The organism is Pseudomonas moorei, assembly GCF_008801475.1.
GTDB classification, from domain to species: Bacteria; Pseudomonadota; Gammaproteobacteria; order Pseudomonadales; family Pseudomonadaceae; genus Aquipseudomonas; species Aquipseudomonas moorei.
Map to the genome: position 1 here is coordinate 1 of NZ_VZPP01000024.1, position 16,590 is coordinate 16,590.

The 16,590-nt window shown below is 57.3% G+C and carries 18 protein-coding genes; 6 read left to right on the plus strand and 12 right to left on the minus strand.

The window, feature by feature from the left end:
* Positions 1-901: 901 nt before the first annotated feature.
* Positions 902-1,177 (minus strand): hypothetical protein, encoded by a 276-nt coding sequence (locus F7R06_RS29100; protein WP_011005856.1) that lies wholly within the window; start codon positions 1,175-1,177, stop codon positions 902-904.
* Between the two features lie 30 nt (positions 1,178-1,207).
* Positions 1,208-2,158, minus strand: coding sequence for a non-homologous end-joining DNA ligase (gene ligD / locus F7R06_RS29105; protein WP_011005855.1), 951 nt, complete (start codon positions 2,156-2,158; stop codon positions 1,208-1,210).
* A 137-nt stretch (positions 2,159-2,295) separates the two neighbouring features.
* Here ligD and F7R06_RS29110 point away from each other — a divergent pair, with 137 nt between their 5' ends.
* Positions 2,296-2,727, plus strand: coding sequence for a LexA family protein (locus F7R06_RS29110; protein ID WP_011005854.1), 432 nt, complete (start codon positions 2,296-2,298; stop codon positions 2,725-2,727).
* Entirely contained in the window at positions 2,717-4,003 is a 1,287-nt protein-coding gene (locus F7R06_RS29115; RefSeq protein WP_090315698.1) for a Y-family DNA polymerase, read from the plus strand. The genes F7R06_RS29110 and F7R06_RS29115 overlap by 11 nt, the downstream gene beginning before the upstream one ends.
* A 16-nt stretch (positions 4,004-4,019) precedes the next feature.
* Here the strand turns inward: F7R06_RS29115 and F7R06_RS29120 are convergent, their stop codons facing one another.
* The 10 genes from F7R06_RS29120 to F7R06_RS29165 form a co-directional block, all read right to left on the minus strand.
* Complete coding sequence (locus tag F7R06_RS29120; protein ID WP_011005852.1) at positions 4,020-4,754, minus strand: hypothetical protein; 735 nt, start codon at positions 4,752-4,754, stop codon at positions 4,020-4,022.
* A gap of 21 nt (positions 4,755-4,775) precedes the next feature.
* Complete coding sequence (locus F7R06_RS29125; protein ID WP_011005851.1) at positions 4,776-6,050, minus strand: DUF1173 family protein; 1,275 nt, start codon at positions 6,048-6,050, stop codon at positions 4,776-4,778.
* Positions 6,051-6,223: 173 nt separating this feature from the next.
* Positions 6,224-6,733, minus strand: coding sequence for a hypothetical protein (locus F7R06_RS29130; RefSeq protein ID WP_011005850.1), 510 nt, complete (start codon positions 6,731-6,733; stop codon positions 6,224-6,226).
* Positions 6,723-7,016 carry a hypothetical protein gene (locus F7R06_RS29135; protein WP_011005849.1) on the minus strand — a complete coding sequence of 98 codons (294 nt, stop codon included), beginning with the start codon at positions 7,014-7,016 and terminating at the stop codon, positions 6,723-6,725. Before F7R06_RS29135 ends, F7R06_RS29130 begins: the two co-directional genes overlap by 11 nt.
* A 28-nt stretch (positions 7,017-7,044) precedes the next feature.
* The gene (locus F7R06_RS29140) at positions 7,045-7,599 is read right to left on the minus strand and encodes a helix-turn-helix domain-containing protein (RefSeq protein WP_062378612.1); all 555 of its coding nucleotides are present in this window, start codon (positions 7,597-7,599) and stop codon (positions 7,045-7,047) included.
* A gap of 456 nt (positions 7,600-8,055) precedes the next feature.
* The gene (locus F7R06_RS29145; protein ID WP_011005847.1) at positions 8,056-8,691 is read right to left on the minus strand and encodes a recombinase family protein; all 636 of its coding nucleotides are present in this window, start codon (positions 8,689-8,691) and stop codon (positions 8,056-8,058) included.
* A gap of 282 nt (positions 8,692-8,973) precedes the next feature.
* On the minus strand, positions 8,974-9,381 hold the full coding sequence (locus tag F7R06_RS29150) for a hypothetical protein (RefSeq protein ID WP_011005846.1): 408 nt from the start codon (positions 9,379-9,381) through the stop codon (positions 8,974-8,976).
* Positions 9,378-9,728: a TrfB-related DNA-binding protein gene (locus tag F7R06_RS29155; protein WP_011005972.1), complete on the minus strand. Its 351-nt coding sequence runs from the start codon at positions 9,726-9,728 to the stop codon at positions 9,378-9,380. Before F7R06_RS29155 ends, F7R06_RS29150 begins: the two co-directional genes overlap by 4 nt.
* Positions 9,725-10,669 (minus strand): ParB/RepB/Spo0J family partition protein, encoded by a 945-nt coding sequence (locus tag F7R06_RS29160; protein ID WP_011005971.1) that lies wholly within the window; start codon positions 10,667-10,669, stop codon positions 9,725-9,727. Before F7R06_RS29160 ends, F7R06_RS29155 begins: the two co-directional genes overlap by 4 nt.
* 10 nt (positions 10,670-10,679) lie before the next feature.
* Positions 10,680-11,447, minus strand: coding sequence for a ParA family protein (locus F7R06_RS29165; protein ID WP_062378610.1), 768 nt, complete (start codon positions 11,445-11,447; stop codon positions 10,680-10,682).
* 1,005 nt (positions 11,448-12,452) lie between these two features.
* On the opposite strand from F7R06_RS29165, the gene F7R06_RS29170 reads away from it, so the two are divergent.
* From F7R06_RS29170 to F7R06_RS29185, 4 genes are read left to right on the plus strand one after another with little or no spacing between them, the layout of a single operon-like run.
* Positions 12,453-12,914: a TrbC/VirB2 family protein gene (locus F7R06_RS29170; RefSeq protein WP_011005968.1), complete on the plus strand. Its 462-nt coding sequence runs from the start codon at positions 12,453-12,455 to the stop codon at positions 12,912-12,914.
* Between the two features lie 8 nt (positions 12,915-12,922).
* Positions 12,923-13,219 carry a VirB3 family type IV secretion system protein gene (locus F7R06_RS31635; RefSeq protein WP_011005967.1) on the plus strand — a complete coding sequence of 99 codons (297 nt, stop codon included), beginning with the start codon at positions 12,923-12,925 and terminating at the stop codon, positions 13,217-13,219.
* A 28-nt stretch (positions 13,220-13,247) separates the two neighbouring features.
* Positions 13,248-15,890, plus strand: coding sequence for a VirB4 family type IV secretion/conjugal transfer ATPase (locus F7R06_RS29180; protein WP_082060712.1), 2,643 nt, complete (start codon positions 13,248-13,250; stop codon positions 15,888-15,890).
* Complete coding sequence (locus F7R06_RS29185; protein ID WP_062378606.1) at positions 15,887-16,579, plus strand: TrbJ/VirB5 family protein; 693 nt, start codon at positions 15,887-15,889, stop codon at positions 16,577-16,579. Before F7R06_RS29180 ends, F7R06_RS29185 begins: the two co-directional genes overlap by 4 nt.
* Positions 16,580-16,590: the final 11 nt, after the last annotated feature.

Here is a 16,590-nt window from a genome sequence, read left to right on the forward strand (position 1 = left end):
ACGCGGTAAGCCCGGACTATCCAGAGCCAGGCCGCGTGCAAGGGGTCGTGGAATACCGCAGAGAGCGCAGCGAACAAGGATATGCCGCGAAAGCCCCTTGCAGGCAAGGCCTGGTGGCGGATAGGCCATTGGGGCGTCCGCTTCCTGCCGATGGTTGCTGAGCTAGCCGCAGTGGTTGCCCTGCAACGACCGGCAAGCGGAGCGCGCAGGCGCAGGCCGGAGGCGTGAGGATGGAAGCCCGAAGGGCCAAGACCTGGCGTGCTTTTGGCCAGGGCTTGGTTCACGACAGCCGCCCCCCGAAGGGGGCACGCACTGACACGTTTTGCCCAGTATTTACTGGTGAGTTGCTCAAAAAAGAGTTGCCATGCACGTCAACTTTTGTGAAGATGAACCCAGTCAGATGATCTTTGCGAGACCTGGCAAAGCGGCTACTAACCGCGATGCCGAAAAAAACCGCCCTACTAAGGCGGTTTTTTTTCGCCTTGAGAAAAGTAGAGATTTGCGCCTGCAGTAATGGCACTGCGACAGCCAAGCAGGTAAGATCCGTTCGTCGATGTGACCTGTGCGCCGGGTGGGGTGCTTCCCGTCTAAAGATTCACTTCTGGGGACGCGGGCCTAGTAATCCGCGCGGATTTGATCCCTGGTTAACACCAGCCCTGCCCGCGTCTCGCAAAGATCATCTGACCATGCTCTTGTCGGCGCCATGTGTTCCGGAAAAGCGCTGATAGGGACAAAGGCCCTTACTCGGGAGCCTTGGTATGAAAAAGTACCTGAAGGATCTCTCTATCCAGGTGATTGCAAAATTCCTGGTAGAGCTGATTCGCGATAGTTGGAACGGCTAACACCTGACTGACGGAGAAAACCCGCTGCGGCTTCGGCTAACGCGGGTTTTCTTTTGCTCCTACCCTCCCCGTTCGCCGTCCAGCTGCATCCAAAGCTCGTCCTCGATGAACTCGGCGTACCTGTCCACCAGCTCGGCGCAGCCGTTGCGCCCTAAATCACTGGGATGCCCTTCTGTGTCGTACGCCACACCGGATATCACCCGGAATTCCAGCTCGCGGTAGCCTTGCGCATCCCAGTCGCTCGTCCAGAGTCCTGGGTTAGGTTCGGCCTCGATCACATCCAGGATCTCGCATTGGATGACGCATGACTCGGCATCGATATGCACCTCATACACGCTCGCCTCCCGGCCCACATGGGCCGTGGGTCAAACAGGGTCGGTGTCACTTTCCAGGCTGATTGCGGAGGCGGGCTTATCCTCGCGTAGCGCAATGTAAACCGCATGGCGCACCTTGCCTGCAGGTGTCAGTTCAGCGAATTTCACTTCGCACACCAGCACTGGCTCTGCCCACACCACGGCGCCGCTGAGTTTTGGCGGCGCCTCCATTGCCGGCGTAGTCCGCACCAATGGGCGTAGCCGTTCCTTGAGCCTATCCAGCTCGCGCCGAGTGAAACCGGATCTGACACGACCGGCGTACTGCAGCTGGCCGGCGTCATTATGCAGGCCGATCAGCAGCGACCCGATGCCTGCTGAGCTGCGAGTGAAGCCCAGGATGATGAACTCCTGTCGCTGTACGCACTTGAGTTTGATCCATGAACCGTCGCGCTCGCCGGCGTAGACGCTGCCCAGCCGTTTGCCGACGATGCCCTCGATGCCGAGCGCGCAAGCGCTGGCCAGCAGACTGGACGGGTCTGCATCGAGGGTATCCGAATAGCGCACCTGATCCAGGTCGACCTGCTCCAGCAGGACACGCAACAGCTCTCGCCTTTCCTCGACCGGGCGCGAGCGGAGGTCCACGTTCTCGATGAACAAAAGGTCGAAGGCGAAATAGACCAGATGGTCGGTGCGCCCGGTTGCGAACGCTTCCTGCAGGGCCTGAAACGCTGGCCGGTCCTCCACGTCCTGCACGATCACCTCGCCATCGAGCCAGGCTCCCCTGATCGGTAGTGACCGCAAGTCCTGGGCGAGTCGTGGCATCCGAGCTGTCCAGTCATAGCCGTTTTTGGTGAACAGGCCCACGCCGGCATCGATGCGGGCGAACATGCGGTACCCGTCGAATTTTATCTCGTAGGCCCATTCCCCGGCTGGGGGCCGCGTGAGCAAGGCCACCAATTGCGGTTGGATACGGGCAGGGAGCTGGCTTTTCTTGACGGCCATAATGCACGCGCCTCAGTGGCACTCCATAAGCTGTGGATCATCCGGCAAGCGGAAAGATCCTCCTTTTGTCCAGGCGGCTCTAGCCGTGTCGTACGGCGTGCATTACTGTATATGCAAACAGTATTAACCGGTGCCCCATGAACGTTGTATCAATCCAGCCGCTCCGAGACTCCCGCCAGGTACTCGCTGTCCTCGCCGGATCAGCTGCAGGAGGGTTTCCAAGCCCCGCTGCGGACTATTACGAGCCACCGATCTCCCTGGATGAGTTGTTGAACATCCGAGCGGCGCACGTCTTCATCGTGCGCGTGGAAGGCGAGAGCATGCGTGACGCCGGGATCTTCGACGGCGGGGTGCTGATCGTAGATCGCTCAATCACCCCTTGCTCTGGCCAGATCGTGCTGGCGTATGTCGATAACCAGCCTCTCGTTAAGCGGCTGGCCAAGGCGCCTGGTGATGGTTGGCTTCTTGAGTCGGCCAACCCTGCCTACAAGACCATCACCCCCGACGAATACGCATCGGTCGACGTATTTGGCGTGGTCACGTGGGACTTGACCAAGCATGTGTTCTAAAGACCCTCGACCGATTTTTGGGTTGGTGGATGTCAACTCGTTCTACTGCAGCTGCGAACGCATCTTCCGGCCTGAGTTGAGGCACCGCCCTGTCGTCGTTCTTTCGAATTCGGATGGTTGCATTGTGGCCCGTACGAACGAAGCAAAAGCCCTCGGCTTGAAGATGGGCGACCCCTACTTCAAGGTGCGGAATTTCCTGGAGCAAAACGGCGTAGCGGTGTTCAGCAGCAACTACACCTTGTACGGGGAATTGAGCCACCGCGTAGGTGTGGCCATCGCCTCCCTGGTCCCTGAGTGGGAGCGATATTCCATCGATGAACTGTTCGTGAAGCTCGATGGCCTGCCCGAACCGATCATCGATGTTGGCCGTGCGATACAAGCCCGCGTGCTGCAGTGGACAGCGCTTCCGGTTGGTGTCGGCATAGGTCACACGAAAACATTGGCAAAGGCAGCGCAGCACGCATCGAAGGTATGGCGGGAGAAGACAGGAGGGGTGGTCGACCTCCGCAAGCCGGATGCAGTCGAATGGCTGCTCCGGCGAATGCCGGTCGATGAGGTATGGGGCATCGGCAGTCGCATGCGTGACAACCTGGCCCGCGACGGGATCACCACGGCATGGGAGCTGTCGCAAGCGGATGCGCGGGCAATGGGCCGCAAATACAGCGTCGTACTGGAACGTACGATACGGGAGCTGCAGGGTGAATCCTGCATGGACCTGGAGCAGACGGTAGCGCCAAAGCAAACGATCTGCTCTAGCAAAATGTTCGGCCAGCGTGTTCACACGCTCCAGGGCCTGCAAGAAGCATTGGCGACGTACATTCACCGCGCAGCGGAGAAGCTGCGCCTGCAGCGCTCGCTGTGCGGTGCCATGCGCATCGGCATTCAGACCTCGTTTCACGGGGATGGTCCGAAATACGCCAACGCCGCCACGTGCATACCTGCCTATCCAACAGACGACGTACGCCAGCTGACCAAATACGCCCTGCAGGCTGCAGAGCAGATCTACCGGCCAGGCTTCGCGTACAGCAAAGCCGAGGTGCTGCTGTTGGATCTGCGCAAGCGCGGGGAGTACACGCAAGATTTGTTCAGCCCGAGCCAGCCTGAGCGCTCCGACGCGCTCATGGCCACGATGGACAAGATCAACCGGCGATGGGGGCATGACTGCCTGCGAACTGCAGCGGTGCCACTGACCCCTGACTGGGGCATGCGTCGTGCACTGCTGAGCCCCAGTTACATGACCAGCTGGGACCAGCTGTGGAAGGTGCAATGCCGGTAATTCTCGCGTGCGAGAATCACCGTGTGGCGGAAGCAATCCCAAGCCGCTGGCGACGGGCGCCGATGCTCGCTCGCGATACGCCGGCAAGCCTGGCCACCAACGCATCGGGCACCTTCCCCAACAAATGGTCATAGCGGGAGGCCACGGATACTCGCGTAAAAGGCTGAATCCCCAAATCCTTACAGCGCTGGAGAATGATTGAGTAAGGCACGCCCACGTGTCGGCTGATCTTTGCCGGAGTCATTGTGCTGAGCAGCGATTCGTAGCCCAGCAAGGGCCCGTGATAATCCGCAATCAGCTGTGGGGGGCTACTGCCTGGCACTGGCGGCACAGGCTCAAAACCCAGTGCCTCGCGAATATCCTGCACGACAGCAAGATCAGCACCGGCCAACTGGGCAATCTCCTGGTCACTCACAAAACCAAAGAGCGGCTTGTAGGGCCGCAAATCATGGTTCAAAGGCAGCGCTTGTTTGCGTGGGACAGGTCGAAACACTGGCAAGATTCCCAACGACTCGCGATAGGCTTTGACGCTCTTGCTGCTGACGCCACACTGGGCGGCAATGGCCCTGTCGGTGGTGTAGCCCAAGAGGTGCTTATAGGGTTCGATCTTCTGGCCGACTGACCAAGGCGCGATTCCCAGCTGCTCCCGGCGTCGGCGGATCCGGTGCGGAGTTGAGCCGATCAAGCGGGCCAGCTCAACATCCTTGAGCTTGCCTAGCTTGGAGTCGTACAGCTCCCAATTAACTGTCAATTACCGGCCTCCTTCTCTTGCTTAGGGGTGTCGAATTGGTGGAAATGGAGGAATATTCATGCCTCGCGGATCAGCGCTGGCATCCCATGACCACCAACCGGTAGGTCCATAGTGTTGGGTGTAGTAAGCACATTTTGCCTGTTTGCGAGCCAGGTACTTCGGATCGTGACGGCCATAGACTTCCATCGGCAGCTCTCTGCCGGCGCCTATATCCATCAACCAGAAATCGGGAAACACCTGCTCTTGCCCAGCATCGAAGCGCATCGGCTTGATGAACCGCCGTCCTTGCTCGCGCAACAGTGCCTCGATTTTGGCCTCATAGCCGGATTCAACGGGTATCCATTCATCACTGACGACCATCAGCGCGACGTTGAGCGCCTGAGCTTTGCCGGGCGCGGTGGGTTGATCCGTCTGGACTATCGCTATTACGCGGCGTCCTTCACGCCACCCGCGCAACTCGGCTGTGTAGCTCCTGGCGATGCGCTGCCAGGTGTCCGTATCCGTAAACAGCCGCGGAACTCCGTGATAGCCGGTGATGGTGATGTAGCGGCTCATCGTCTGCTCGCGTTCTTCCGAGTACGCTGCAAGCGGAGCGATGACGATTAGGCGACGGTTGTTCCTGATTGCGCTGGTCACCTTCTGACTATTGGCTTTGGCCTGCTGGCCAACTGCTGAACTTGTAGCAATGACCAGTGCATCACCGATGCGCATCCGCGAAGCGAGCATGCGGTCGGCAGCTTGCTGCAGAAGGCTGTGAATCAGGCCGAGGCCACGCTTGCCCGCCATGCCAGGCACCCAGTGGTTAAGCCCGGCCTCGCTCCAGAGCAAGTGCAACAGGCCACCCAATGTCATGGCCGGCTTCGTTGGCTTGCCACCCGAAGGGGTAGGGGATGTGCCCTCCATCGGCTGAACGTCTGCAGGATCCTTCTTGCGCAGCGAGAGGGTGAGCTTGACCTTGAGGTCACCGTCCTTAGTTTCTTCGACCACGCCTTTGCTGTAGCCGCCTAACCCCGACTTGTCGGGGTCCGGCGAGTAGTACAGGCAATCAAGGGCATGCTCGGCGCCGGTATGGGGATAACGCGAGAGGTGAAACGAATCACTGTCCGACCTGTGCCGTACGGCCAAGCGTCTAGTGCCCTTTCCCGGGCACAGGCAGCGGACCAGGCCTACGCGGTGAGCCTTCTGCAGTACCCCTTTCCACTGCAGCGCATATCCCGGCTGGGTCTGATAGGCCTCGGAATACTGATTAACGTTCTCCCCAAACCCGATGCTTACCGCGTACCGTTGATCGGCCATAGCTGCTTCCTCCGTGTCGCTGTGAAATCTCCTGCGCTCGATGTACAATGAGCGCGTGGATTTTTGCTCCTTCGCAAAAACCTAGAAACCCGCAAGCATTGCCGTGCTGCGGGTTTCGTCTTTCTGGCGTCCAGTCAAACTTTGAAGCAGCCCAGCTCGATGACAGGCGAAGCCTAGGTAATGTCGATCTGCGTTGTACTACCATCCGCTTTGCGAAATTCCATGTTCATCGGCTGCGCCTCTGCTACGTCCTGCAGCTGCGCCACGCAGCGCTTGTTCAACAGTTCAAAAAGCCATTCAGCGTCATTGACCGCATCCACTGGATCACGCGGCAATGCCTGCTGCAGACTTTGCTTAAACCAGTGGGAGGCGGTGGGGTCAGCCAACGCGGCCGCAATCTCGCCATCTGCTTCACTGGCCACCAGCGCCTGGTCGACCGGCTTGGTCGTGGCTTTGATCGCCAGCTGATCAATGGCCCGCAGCTCTTGAATGGTCGCCTCGTCCAGACCACTGTTGAAGTGGACCAGCTGGGTGAGCCCAGTCAATTGCCACCACGCCGACGAAATCCCCTCGTCGCGGTCCGAGCCGATAGGCAACGCCAACGCGCCGGTCAAGTCGACCAGGTGCTGCTTTGCTGAATCGATCAGGGATTGCTGCAAGCGTGCATAGCGTTCATCCGACATTTTCAACCTCTCCTGTCACCTGCACCCGATTCGCGTCTAGGGCCTGGATCACAGTGCAATGATCGAGGGAAACAGCCCCTGACAGGCCGTCAACAAAGATCACAGCCTGGCCACACATGACCCACGCCTTACCTCGCGTCTCGGCGCGGTGTGTTTCCCCTTGGCCGAGCAGTTCCTCGTAGCTGACCAAGGCACCTTTCGGGTAGTCACTGTTCCAGTCGTAGCACTGCGCCTTGGCGTGTAGTTCCTGTTCTTCAAACGTCCTGTTGCTTGGCTGTGGCATCGGATATCTCCCTGAAATGAGGTTGGCGTTAGCTGTTGTGTGGAATCGAAGGCATATCGGGCAGCAAGCCTTCGAGCGATTCCTGGGCGGGTGGATCCATGCCAGGGCCTGCTGGCAGCTGAATGTCTCCGTCCGCCATCGTCGGCAACTGCTTGAGCTTTGCGTCGCCCAAGTCGGCCTGGTCTTCTGTCGATACCAAAACCCGTGCATTGAAAAGGGCGAACTGCAGGTTGTCTCGTTTATCGGCCCATGCAATTCGACTGTTCACGACATAGGCCAGCGTGCCTCCACGTTGGCCACCGACACTGATGGTCTGAATCCAGTTGTGCTTGGTAAGAATGGCGATAGCGCGTTTTGTGGTTGCGACGGAAGTATCCATCAGCTTGGCCAGCGTGGCCTGGCTGATGATCAGCGCCCCCTGCTTATCCATGTGCTGCACCAGAATGTGCATGAGCTGCGCAGCTCGGGGCGCCTGTGCTGTCAACGCGGCCCACGCTTCATGGCCAGCGCGTTCAGTCTGTACCCAAGTACCGCGCTGGGCAGGCTGCGCGTAGGCGCGGATCTCGTTATTGTCACTGGCCATTGGGCCTCCTACAGTGATGTTGCGTGAACGATATCGAGCAAATTTGTTCGATATCGTTCATCTGTCATGCCATACCCTAGCTCATCTGGTGAGCGATGGGTAGCTCATCCGTGCACGATATCTTCCAAATCTTGTGAGATATCTCTCACACATGAGCTAGGGGTAGCTCATGAGGGGGGGGTAGCTCATAGGGTGAGCTAACCTAGCTCACAGATGATGAGCTAGGGGTAGGTCATAGATCGTGAGCGATGGTCGCTCATGGATCATGATCTGAGGGTGGTTCACATTGTGAGCGGGGTAATGCTCTGGAGCCCGCGAATTACAAGGCTCGGTAAGTCGTCCTTCTTATGATCTCCTAACCCCAGCTGAATTTGCCTTGGCTGTAGGTCCTCAAAGTCGCCTGCCGGCGGCGGCCAGCCGTGAATGGGTGACAGACTCCGGCTGCGCCTGCGCTAGTCACCCATTCCCGCCCGGCTCGACAGACAGCTCATCACGAATACGCATCACGGTCGTAGTTGAACAGTTCGCATGCCTGGCGGTGGCGCGGATCCCAAGGTTTGCTCCCAGTAGCTCACGCACCCGCTTGCGCAGTTCCTCGTCCACTGGCCTGCCCTTGTACACACCTGCTGCTCTTGCTTTGACGATGCCCTGACTCTGCCGCTCCCGCCGCTGCTGATAATCCTTACGGGCAATTGCCGCCATCATGTCGATCATCATGTAGTTGATGGCCGACAGCATCCGGTCAGTGAATTCATCGTTGGTGGGCAGGGTCATGCCCTGGTGACTGGTAGGCAGATCGATAGCGACGATACGTAGACCTCGCTGATCAATCGCGCCCTTGAGTTCCCGCCAATCCTGATCACCCATGCGCGATAGTCGATCAATACTCTCCACCAGCAACACATCGCCTCGCTTGGCGTCTTTCAGCAAGCGGATGAGTTCTGGCCGGTTGGCGTGCGAACCGCTGGCGTTCTCCATGTAGCTGGCGGCGATGGCCAGGCCGAAGCTCGAAACGAAGGTTTCCAGTGAGTCGCGGGCGCGGCTGGCATCTTGGTCATCAGTTGAAGCCCGCAGATAAGCGCGGATGAACATTAGGATTCCACCTGGTTTTTGAACACTTGAGGGGCCACCTGGTAACCCGACCGTATCAGTTTGGGTGTATTCAACTGACTGTATCAGTATGGGCGTTTTTTAATTAGGGTGCCTGAGTATTACAGCCAAAGAGCACCCGTACCATTTCAGGTATACCCATTTGTGACGGACGCCTGCCCGGTCCCCGAAGTGACGAATTCAAATCAAGCATTAGTGCAGGTTCCCCCATTACCGCAGGAAGTGGGGTTTCAATTCGTCACTCCAGGGACCGGTGCGGATTGATCAGCCCTGCAGCTTTGAAAATTCCCGGAACAACCGCGACAGAATAGGTTGGGCGGCTTCCAGTTCATTCAGCTCCGCCGAGGTGACTTTGCGGTGTTCAAGCGCACGGATAATAGGTTCGGACAGTTTCTTGGCTTCGTCCTCGCCGTGGTCCTTCACCAGCTGGTCATAGCCGCCTGGGTAGCGACCCATATCGCCAGCCTGATGAAGGTCAAACAGGGCCTGGTCATCCTTTTGATGGGCTTGCTTCAACTTTTCCGTCCAGTTCTTCCGGTCGTGTTGCTCAGGGCCAAAGGTTTCTAGCAGCCTGAGATCGGCAAGCGTCCGAAGCGAACGGTTGATCCCCGCCAAGCTTTCCTGCAGTGGCTGCAGAAGCTGGGCGAGGTCTTTATCGGTTGAGGTTGTCATGGGTCAACGTCCTTGGTGGTCATGGAATGGGTCTGCCAGTACCGCAGGCGCTCGGCGTCGGCCTCCAGCACGAAGCGATCGATCATTTCGGCTGGTGCGCAGATCTGCGCGCACCGCCAGCCCTCCGGGGTCTGTGTCAGGTAGCTGGAATAGATCTTGTCGCGTATAGCCAAGGCGCGCTGCTTGGTAAGACCGTGCGCATTGGCGACCGCGACAAGGCCCTTGCCTTCGACCAGGATCTCGAAGGCTACGTCGAGGCTGCGTGAGTGCATTTTCGACTTGGTGCGGATCCGCTCGAATTCCTCTCGCGGTATCCGCAGGTCCTGGTCAGGATGCCGGGCGGTCATTCAGGGTTTTTCCAGTGCTCGGCCAGCTGCGCACGGGCTTTCTCCAACTCGGCTTTGAGGTAGGTGTTTTCCGAGGTGAGCGTTTCAACCTGTGCCGACAGCACAGTGTTTGCCTCGCGCAGTTTTCCTAACTGATCATCGAGCAGGGTTTGCTGGGTCGAGTTCGTCGAAGCGACTTTGTCCGATCCTTTCTTGGATCCACCGTTATGCACGCGGAGGGCTTTGGTGTTGCGTAATGTCGTGCGTACCTCCTGGCGGAGGTTCAGATCTTCATTGCCCTCTGCGCGCTCCAGTAGATCCGCAGCGGCTTGCGGGTCAAGTTTGTCGAGGCGGCTGATATCGTTGACGGTAGAGATATCCGCAGTGATGCCACGGGCGACTGCTTCACGACCTGCGCCATCTTTGGTGACGTTGACCAGGTAGGCGAGTCGTTCAGCTACCCAGTTGAGGCCTTTTGACCATTCCTCTGCAACCTTGTCCAGCGTGCCCAGACGGTCCTTGTCTTCCTGCAAGGCTAATGCAAGCTCCAGCTGGGTCAGGTTTTCGCTATGAACGTTCTCAGAACGCTGAATGCGCTTGGCCTGGGCATCTGTTAGATCTTTAACCGTTGCCTCGACCAAAACACCGGCGATGATGCAAGCTCGGTAGCGACGTTCTCCGGCAACCATCAGATATTTGAAACCAGACTCCGGGTTAGGGTGTGGTCGCAATACGCAGGGTTCAATCTGGCCATTTACCAGAATGTCATCGGCCAGCTCCCGAAGCGATTCCTCAGAAAAACCAGGGTTATCTTGGCTCCGAATCTGCTTCACGCACTGGATTTCACCAGGGCTGATCTTTTCAATGAGCCCGCCCTCGTTGGCAGGGCGCTTCTGGAAGTCGGACAGTTTCTTGGCGGTGGTGGCGAGTGCCCGCCCAAATGAGTTTTTCTTCTCCGTCATGGCTTAATCCTCACTCCGAAAAGACCTTGCTGAGTACAGCCGCGCAGGCCCGTTTCATTTCCTTTCCCGCATCCCGCTGACTCCCGCTGCGAGCTTTACGCCACACAGGATTGCCTGCTGCCAGAGATTTGTTGATGCAGGGGCGGTGGGTGATTTGTTCGTTGAACATGGCGTCGCCGTGTTCCTCGCGAAGGCTCGGCAGGATCTCCAATTCTTCGGTTGAGCGGCTATTGATCAGGTTTGGCAGGAAACCGAGAAACCGCAGATCAGGGTTGTACTGATCCTGCACGGTTTCGATAGTGGCCATCAGCTTTGGCATGCGTGCGAGGGTGAAGGCACTGATGTTGAAGGGCGTTACAACCGAATCTGATGCTGCCAGGGCGGCGATCATGCGGCGCTGCAGGTTGGGCGGGGTATCGATCAAGCAAAGGTCGAACTCGTCATTAAAGCGGTCCAGAGCCTTGCCGAGGTTGGTCACAACATCCAGCTCCATATCGTCCACATCCAGCAGCGCTACGTCGGCCTCGATCAGCCAGATGTTGGGCGCTACCTGGCGCGGGATGAAGCCGGCGTGTTCGTCAGTGAAAAGCTGACTGGCCATGAGGTAGGGCGTATCGTCGCCATCCTCTATGGGGGGGAAGAATTGCGACAGGTCGCTTTCGTCCAGGTCAAGGACAAGCACCCGTTTACCTTGCTCGGCTGCATAGCAGGCCAGGTGGGCTTCCAAGGTGGTTTTGCCCACGCCACCCTTTTGGTTCGCAACGGCTGTGCGTTTCATGGTGACCTTCCTGTTGTCTCCGATGGAGCGGTTGGTTGAAAGTGGGATCATGCTTACATCAGTAAACCCCGTAGTCAACCCCAAAAAAGGGTTTACTAGAAATTCTCGCATGCGGGAATTGATATGGCTCACAGGATCCGCGTGAGAATTTCTCGCACGCGAGAATCGCAAACCCTGGCTTGCTACACTGCGCCCCACGTCAGCATGTGTCGTGCGGGTTGGTTTCCTTGCGCACCGTTCTTGTTGGCCAGGGTGGGCAGCTTGGGCGGCTCCCGGCTGCTCGCCCGCATCCCTTCTAAAACGCGGGTTCCGACCGCTTGTCGGGAAGTTTGAGCAAACTCCGTTTTCTACTGTCTTCTGCGCGTGGTGTATCGCCACTGACACACCTTGTTACCCGGCATGGAGCCGGCGACCTAATGCATTGCAGATGCAGAAATATGGACATTTCCCTTTCAAATCAAAGTGTTAATCAAATCACACCCTTACCAGGCATCAGCCAGGGGCTTGGCCGTTCGTCGCCGAATGTGATGGATCCGATATTTCTGGAAGCGAAACCTTGATTTCGTGAAATGAAAGGCCTATCTTAAATCACGAAACACGGATTTCATGGATCAAAACTCGAAAGAGGGAAGAAATGCGAGGTGGGATCTAGAACAAAACCGAGTAGGACTCCAGTATCGCCCCTGACTTTAGCCAAGAGCTGCCCAGGGGAAGAGATGCAGAGCCTAGAAAAGAAAGATCTGGCGGTTTTCGCCGTCGCCCAGCCGGATTACCGGGTGTTTTTAAATGAACGCCAGGAAAGCGACGGTCGAAGATGGGAATTAATCATTGAGAGTCCATCGACGGGACAACGCTTCACCGTAGTAACCTCGTTAGGGAAGACCAGATTATTCAAGAATGCCGATACTGCTATCGACTTCATAAAGGATACCTGCCCTAACAATCCTAATAAGGCAATAACCGTAACGTACGGGGGTTCCCCGTCATGATCAAAGAGGCAATGGTATGCAACTCTCTGCTCGCAACTCTGGACAAAACGTAGGTACTAACGACAAACAAACCTGGCGCACTTGGCTCAAGGACAAAGCCAACGCAACTTTGAAACAAGTTCTCTCGCAAAAGACTCCATCGCACAAAGCAATGATGCGCGATGACTGGATGGCCAAGGCCACCAAATTCGCAGTGTTGGGGTCGTTCATTTCCTTCGCAATTCTCCCTGAAATTGCCAATGCGGCAATGGATTTCAGCGGCCTGAAAAACCTGGCCAAGGACGTCGTGTCCTTCCTCATCTTCGATATCGGCTACTACCTGGGCATCGCAGCCATCGCATTCTGCGGCTTCCAGGCCAAGTCGGGCCGTATGTCGTGGGGGCAATTCGGCTGGGCCGTCGCTGGTGTGTTCCTGGTGTTCTTCTCGCCCAACCTGGTCGATACCATCAAAACCGGTGCGCAAACCGCACTGAAGTGAGGTAAGCGATGGCCGAGTACGACGACCTTGAAGAAGGTGAAGTGCTCGTATTGGCAATGGCCCGACCTTCCATGGTCGGACCATTCACACTGTCGAGCATTCTTATAAGTCTGATAGCACCCGTGCTGTTAGCACTGTTGATTCGATCACTGTACCCGTTGGGGCTTATCCCAGTGTTGTTTGTCATTTCGTATTGGATATGCAGTAAAGACGTATATCTGTTCGGTGTGTTACAGGCAGCAAGTAATCTGAAAGCATCACGGTTACGCAAACTTTGGGGGTATCGCAGTTATGCGCCTCGTTGATAAAGCATTCAAAAAACTGACGCGAAACATGGATCTTTCGCTCGGTGTTCAGCATCCCGAGGCTGCGGCGTTGGATGATGATGAAATGCTGGTGAGCGCCATGGTGCCTTACGACGTTCATTACGATGACGAAACCGTTGTCACCAGCGAGGAAGCGCTGGTGCAGGTCATCAAGGTGGACGGCCTCTTGTTCGACTCGCTTTCAGCCGAGCAGATCAAGCGCTTCGAGCAGCAGCGCAACACCGTGTTCCGCACCATCGCAAGCAGTGACCTGACCGTATATGTCACGTTCGTACGCCGCAAGGTGACCGATTTTCCAGACGGCATGGGTGGAACTTGGTTCTCCCAGCAGTTCAACAAGCGGCTGCGCGCCCGCTATGAAAGCCGTGGGTTCTACATCAACGATATCTACATTTCGCTGGTGAGAAGGCGCTTTCGGGCTGGCATGCCTGGCTTGATGGACCGCGCCATCGCGATGCTGACCGGGACCGAGGCCACCAAGAACGAAGCCGAATCACTCGATGCAATGGCTGACTCGCTTTACAAGGCATCTAATCTGGTGCTGCGTAGCCTAGCTGATTACGGCACGCGCCGTCTGCGTGTTCAACGTCTGCCTGAGCCGCGCATGGGCAGGATTGACCGTGAAACGGCTTTCGACGCGGTGAAACGCTTCCAGCTCCAATGGCACGATTTCAAGGCGAACGTTGGTGACCATGAGATCTATCCCGCCGACCTGGTACATGACTTCCTGGGTGAGGAATTCTGCGAACTGAGCAGCTTCTTCAACTACCTGATCAACCTTGAGGATCGAAAGGTGCCGGTGTCGGACCTGCTGATCCGCGAATCGCTGCCATACGCACGGCTGAATTTCCGCGTACTGGCCAATATGTGCGAGATCCGTGGCAGCACCGAGTCGAAAATTGGCGCGATGCTGAGCATGGGGGAGTGGCCTCGCCGTACGCCGTCGCGGATGCTCGACAAGTTCCTGCAGCAGCCGGTGGAGTTCATCATCACCCAGTCGTTCACGTTCCAGAACCGGATCGAGGCCGAGCAGGGAATGCTGGATGAAACCCGCCGCATGACCGTTGACGACAAGCACAACATTTCCGAGGACGACCAGAAGGAACTGAAACAAGGGATCAGCGACCTGCGCCGTGGCAATGCGGTCAATGGCGCGCATCACCTGACCATTTTCGTGCATGTGCCATCGCTGCCGATGACTACCGAGGCAAACCGGGAGATCAACCGCAAGCGCCTGGATCATGCGGTTGGTCTGGTGGAAGGTTGCTTCGTTGAAATGCTGGTCAAACCAGTGCGTGAATGGTTCGCCCTGGAAACCTTCTTCTGGTCGCAACTGCCGGGCCAGAAAGAAGCGCTGATCGGTCGACGCGGCAAGATCAAGTCCAGCAACTTCGCCGGCTTTGCGTCCTTGCACAACTACGCCCGGGGCCGTCGTGACGGCAACCTGTGGGGGCCTGCGATCACCGCCTTTGAGACGGAGAGCTTCACGCAATACAACTTCAATTTTCACCGTGAAATGGAAGGCATGGTAGCGGGCCACTTGGGCATGGCGGCTGATACCGGCATGGGTAAAACCACGCTGCTGACCCTGCTGATTTCCGAGGCAGACAAGGCTCTACCGCTGGTGTTCTGGTTCGATAACCGCTTTGGGGCCAAGGTATTCATGAAGGCTATGGGCGGCGTTCACACCACGCTCTCCCCGCACAGCAACATGCGCTGGAACCCGCTCAAGCTGCCTGACACGCCGGAAAACCGTGCGTACCTGGTGGACTGGCAAGTGCAGATGCGCGAGTGCTACGCCTCGACGCCGACCAGTGCCGAAGACATTACCCGCTTCAAGGCAGCGGTGGAGGAGAACTATGGTCTGCCCCTCGCTGATCGCCGTCTGCGCAATGTGGTCTGGACCTACGGGCAGGGCGATCTAGCCGACGTTATGGCCATCTGGCATGGCGCCAAAGGCGTCATCGGCGCGAATGCCGGTGTGTTCGACAATGCGGAGGATTCCATCGACTTTACCCAGGCGCGGCACTACTGCTTTGAAATGATGGAACTGCTCAAGGGTGGCGAAGCCCGTCCAGAGCTGCCCGTCGTGATGAGCTACCCGCTGCATCGGATCGAGCAGGCCATGAATGGTCGCCCCTTCATTTTGGTATTGGAAGAAGGCCAGAACCTGGTCAAGAACGAGTTTTGGCGCAAGAAGATCGACAACTTCATCATGCAGATCCGCCGTAAGAACGGCCTGATTATCTTCGTGACGCCGGATGCCAAGTATTTCCGCAGCGAAACGGATTCCATCGATAAGCAGACCGTCACCAAGATCTACCTGGCCAGCGACCAGGTGAAAGATGAAGACCATGAAAACCTGACGGTGGCCGAGCGGGAATGGCTGCGCAAGCTCAACCCGAAAGAACACAAGTTCCTGATCCGTCGTGGCCGGGAATCGGTGCGGGCCTGCTTCGATCTCTCGTCGGATAACCCTGATGAGGACCTGTCCGACTTTATCCCGGTCCTGTCCTCGAATGACGTTGGTGTCGCCCTGATGGATCAGATCATCGAGCGCCTTGGCACTGACGATCCAGCGGTCTGGGTGCCTGTATTCATGCAGGAAGCCAAGGCTAAAAACACCCATAACTTGAAGGCGGTTCGATGATGACAACTATTAAGAAACTCGGTTTGGCGGTCGCTATGTCGATGGCTATTGGGAGCCAGGCCATTGCCTCTGGAGTACCAACGGGTGACGCCGGTACCTGGGCAGGCCTCTCGCAGAATCTCATGCAACTCAAAGAGCAGTACAAAACGCTCAAAGATCAGTATGAGGCGCAGACCAACATTCTGAACAACCTGCAGGGTAGCTATGGCCGTGGCGCCATAGGCTTGAACGAGTCCATTAACTCGGCATCGGTCGTCCCCGGCTCCTGGCAGGAAGTGGTTTCCCGGCAAAACTCGGGGGCCTACGGCAGCAAGCAGAGCTATTACGAGCAGCTGATCAACACCCTGCCGCAAGAGCTGTTCGCCGCACCTGACAGCAACCGCGCAAAGGACTACCAGCTCAGTTCCAACTCGGTCGTGGCGGCTCTCTCCGCTGGCGATGCGCTGTACAGCGAAGTGCAGGTCCACCTGAATAACCTGGCCACGTTGTCGTCGCAAGTCGATCTCACAACGAACGCCAAGGATGCTGCCGACCTGCAGAACCGCATCGCCACTGAGAACGGCATGTTGACCTCGGCCCAGTCGAAGCTGCAGGCCCTGAACATGAACCTGCAGGCGAACCTGGCCAACCAGGAAAACCAAGCGACAGCGCAGAACGAGCAGTTCTTCCGCTGGAAAGATGAAAACTGATTCTCGCGTGC

Coding starts and splice junctions, on each gene's coding strand:
- F7R06_RS29155 (WP_011005972.1), bottom strand. CDS start 9,728: ATGACCGCCCGGCATCCTGACCAGGACCTGCGGATACCGCGAGAGGAA.
- F7R06_RS29185 (WP_062378606.1), top strand. CDS start 15,887: ATGATGACAACTATTAAGAAACTCGGTTTGGCGGTCGCTATGTCGATG.
- F7R06_RS29180 (WP_082060712.1), top strand. CDS start 13,248: ATGGATCTTTCGCTCGGTGTTCAGCATCCCGAGGCTGCGGCGTTGGAT.
- F7R06_RS29165 (WP_062378610.1), bottom strand. CDS start 11,447: ATGAAACGCACAGCCGTTGCGAACCAAAAGGGTGGCGTGGGCAAAACC.
- F7R06_RS29110 (WP_011005854.1), top strand. CDS start 2,296: ATGAACGTTGTATCAATCCAGCCGCTCCGAGACTCCCGCCAGGTACTC.
- F7R06_RS29130 (WP_011005850.1), bottom strand. CDS start 6,733: ATGTCGGATGAACGCTATGCACGCTTGCAGCAATCCCTGATCGATTCA.
- F7R06_RS29170 (WP_011005968.1), top strand. CDS start 12,453: ATGCAACTCTCTGCTCGCAACTCTGGACAAAACGTAGGTACTAACGAC.
- F7R06_RS29140 (WP_062378612.1), bottom strand. CDS start 7,599: ATGGCCAGTGACAATAACGAGATCCGCGCCTACGCGCAGCCTGCCCAG.
- F7R06_RS29125 (WP_011005851.1), bottom strand. CDS start 6,050: ATGGCCGATCAACGGTACGCGGTAAGCATCGGGTTTGGGGAGAACGTT.
- F7R06_RS29115 (WP_090315698.1), top strand. CDS start 2,717: ATGTGTTCTAAAGACCCTCGACCGATTTTTGGGTTGGTGGATGTCAAC.
- ligD (WP_011005855.1), bottom strand. CDS start 2,158: ATGGCCGTCAAGAAAAGCCAGCTCCCTGCCCGTATCCAACCGCAATTG.
- F7R06_RS29160 (WP_011005971.1), bottom strand. CDS start 10,669: ATGACGGAGAAGAAAAACTCATTTGGGCGGGCACTCGCCACCACCGCC.
- F7R06_RS29145 (WP_011005847.1), bottom strand. CDS start 8,691: ATGTTCATCCGCGCTTATCTGCGGGCTTCAACTGATGACCAAGATGCC.
- F7R06_RS31635 (WP_011005967.1), top strand. CDS start 12,923: ATGGCCGAGTACGACGACCTTGAAGAAGGTGAAGTGCTCGTATTGGCA.
- F7R06_RS29150 (WP_011005846.1), bottom strand. CDS start 9,381: ATGACAACCTCAACCGATAAAGACCTCGCCCAGCTTCTGCAGCCACTG.
- F7R06_RS29135 (WP_011005849.1), bottom strand. CDS start 7,016: ATGCCACAGCCAAGCAACAGGACGTTTGAAGAACAGGAACTACACGCC.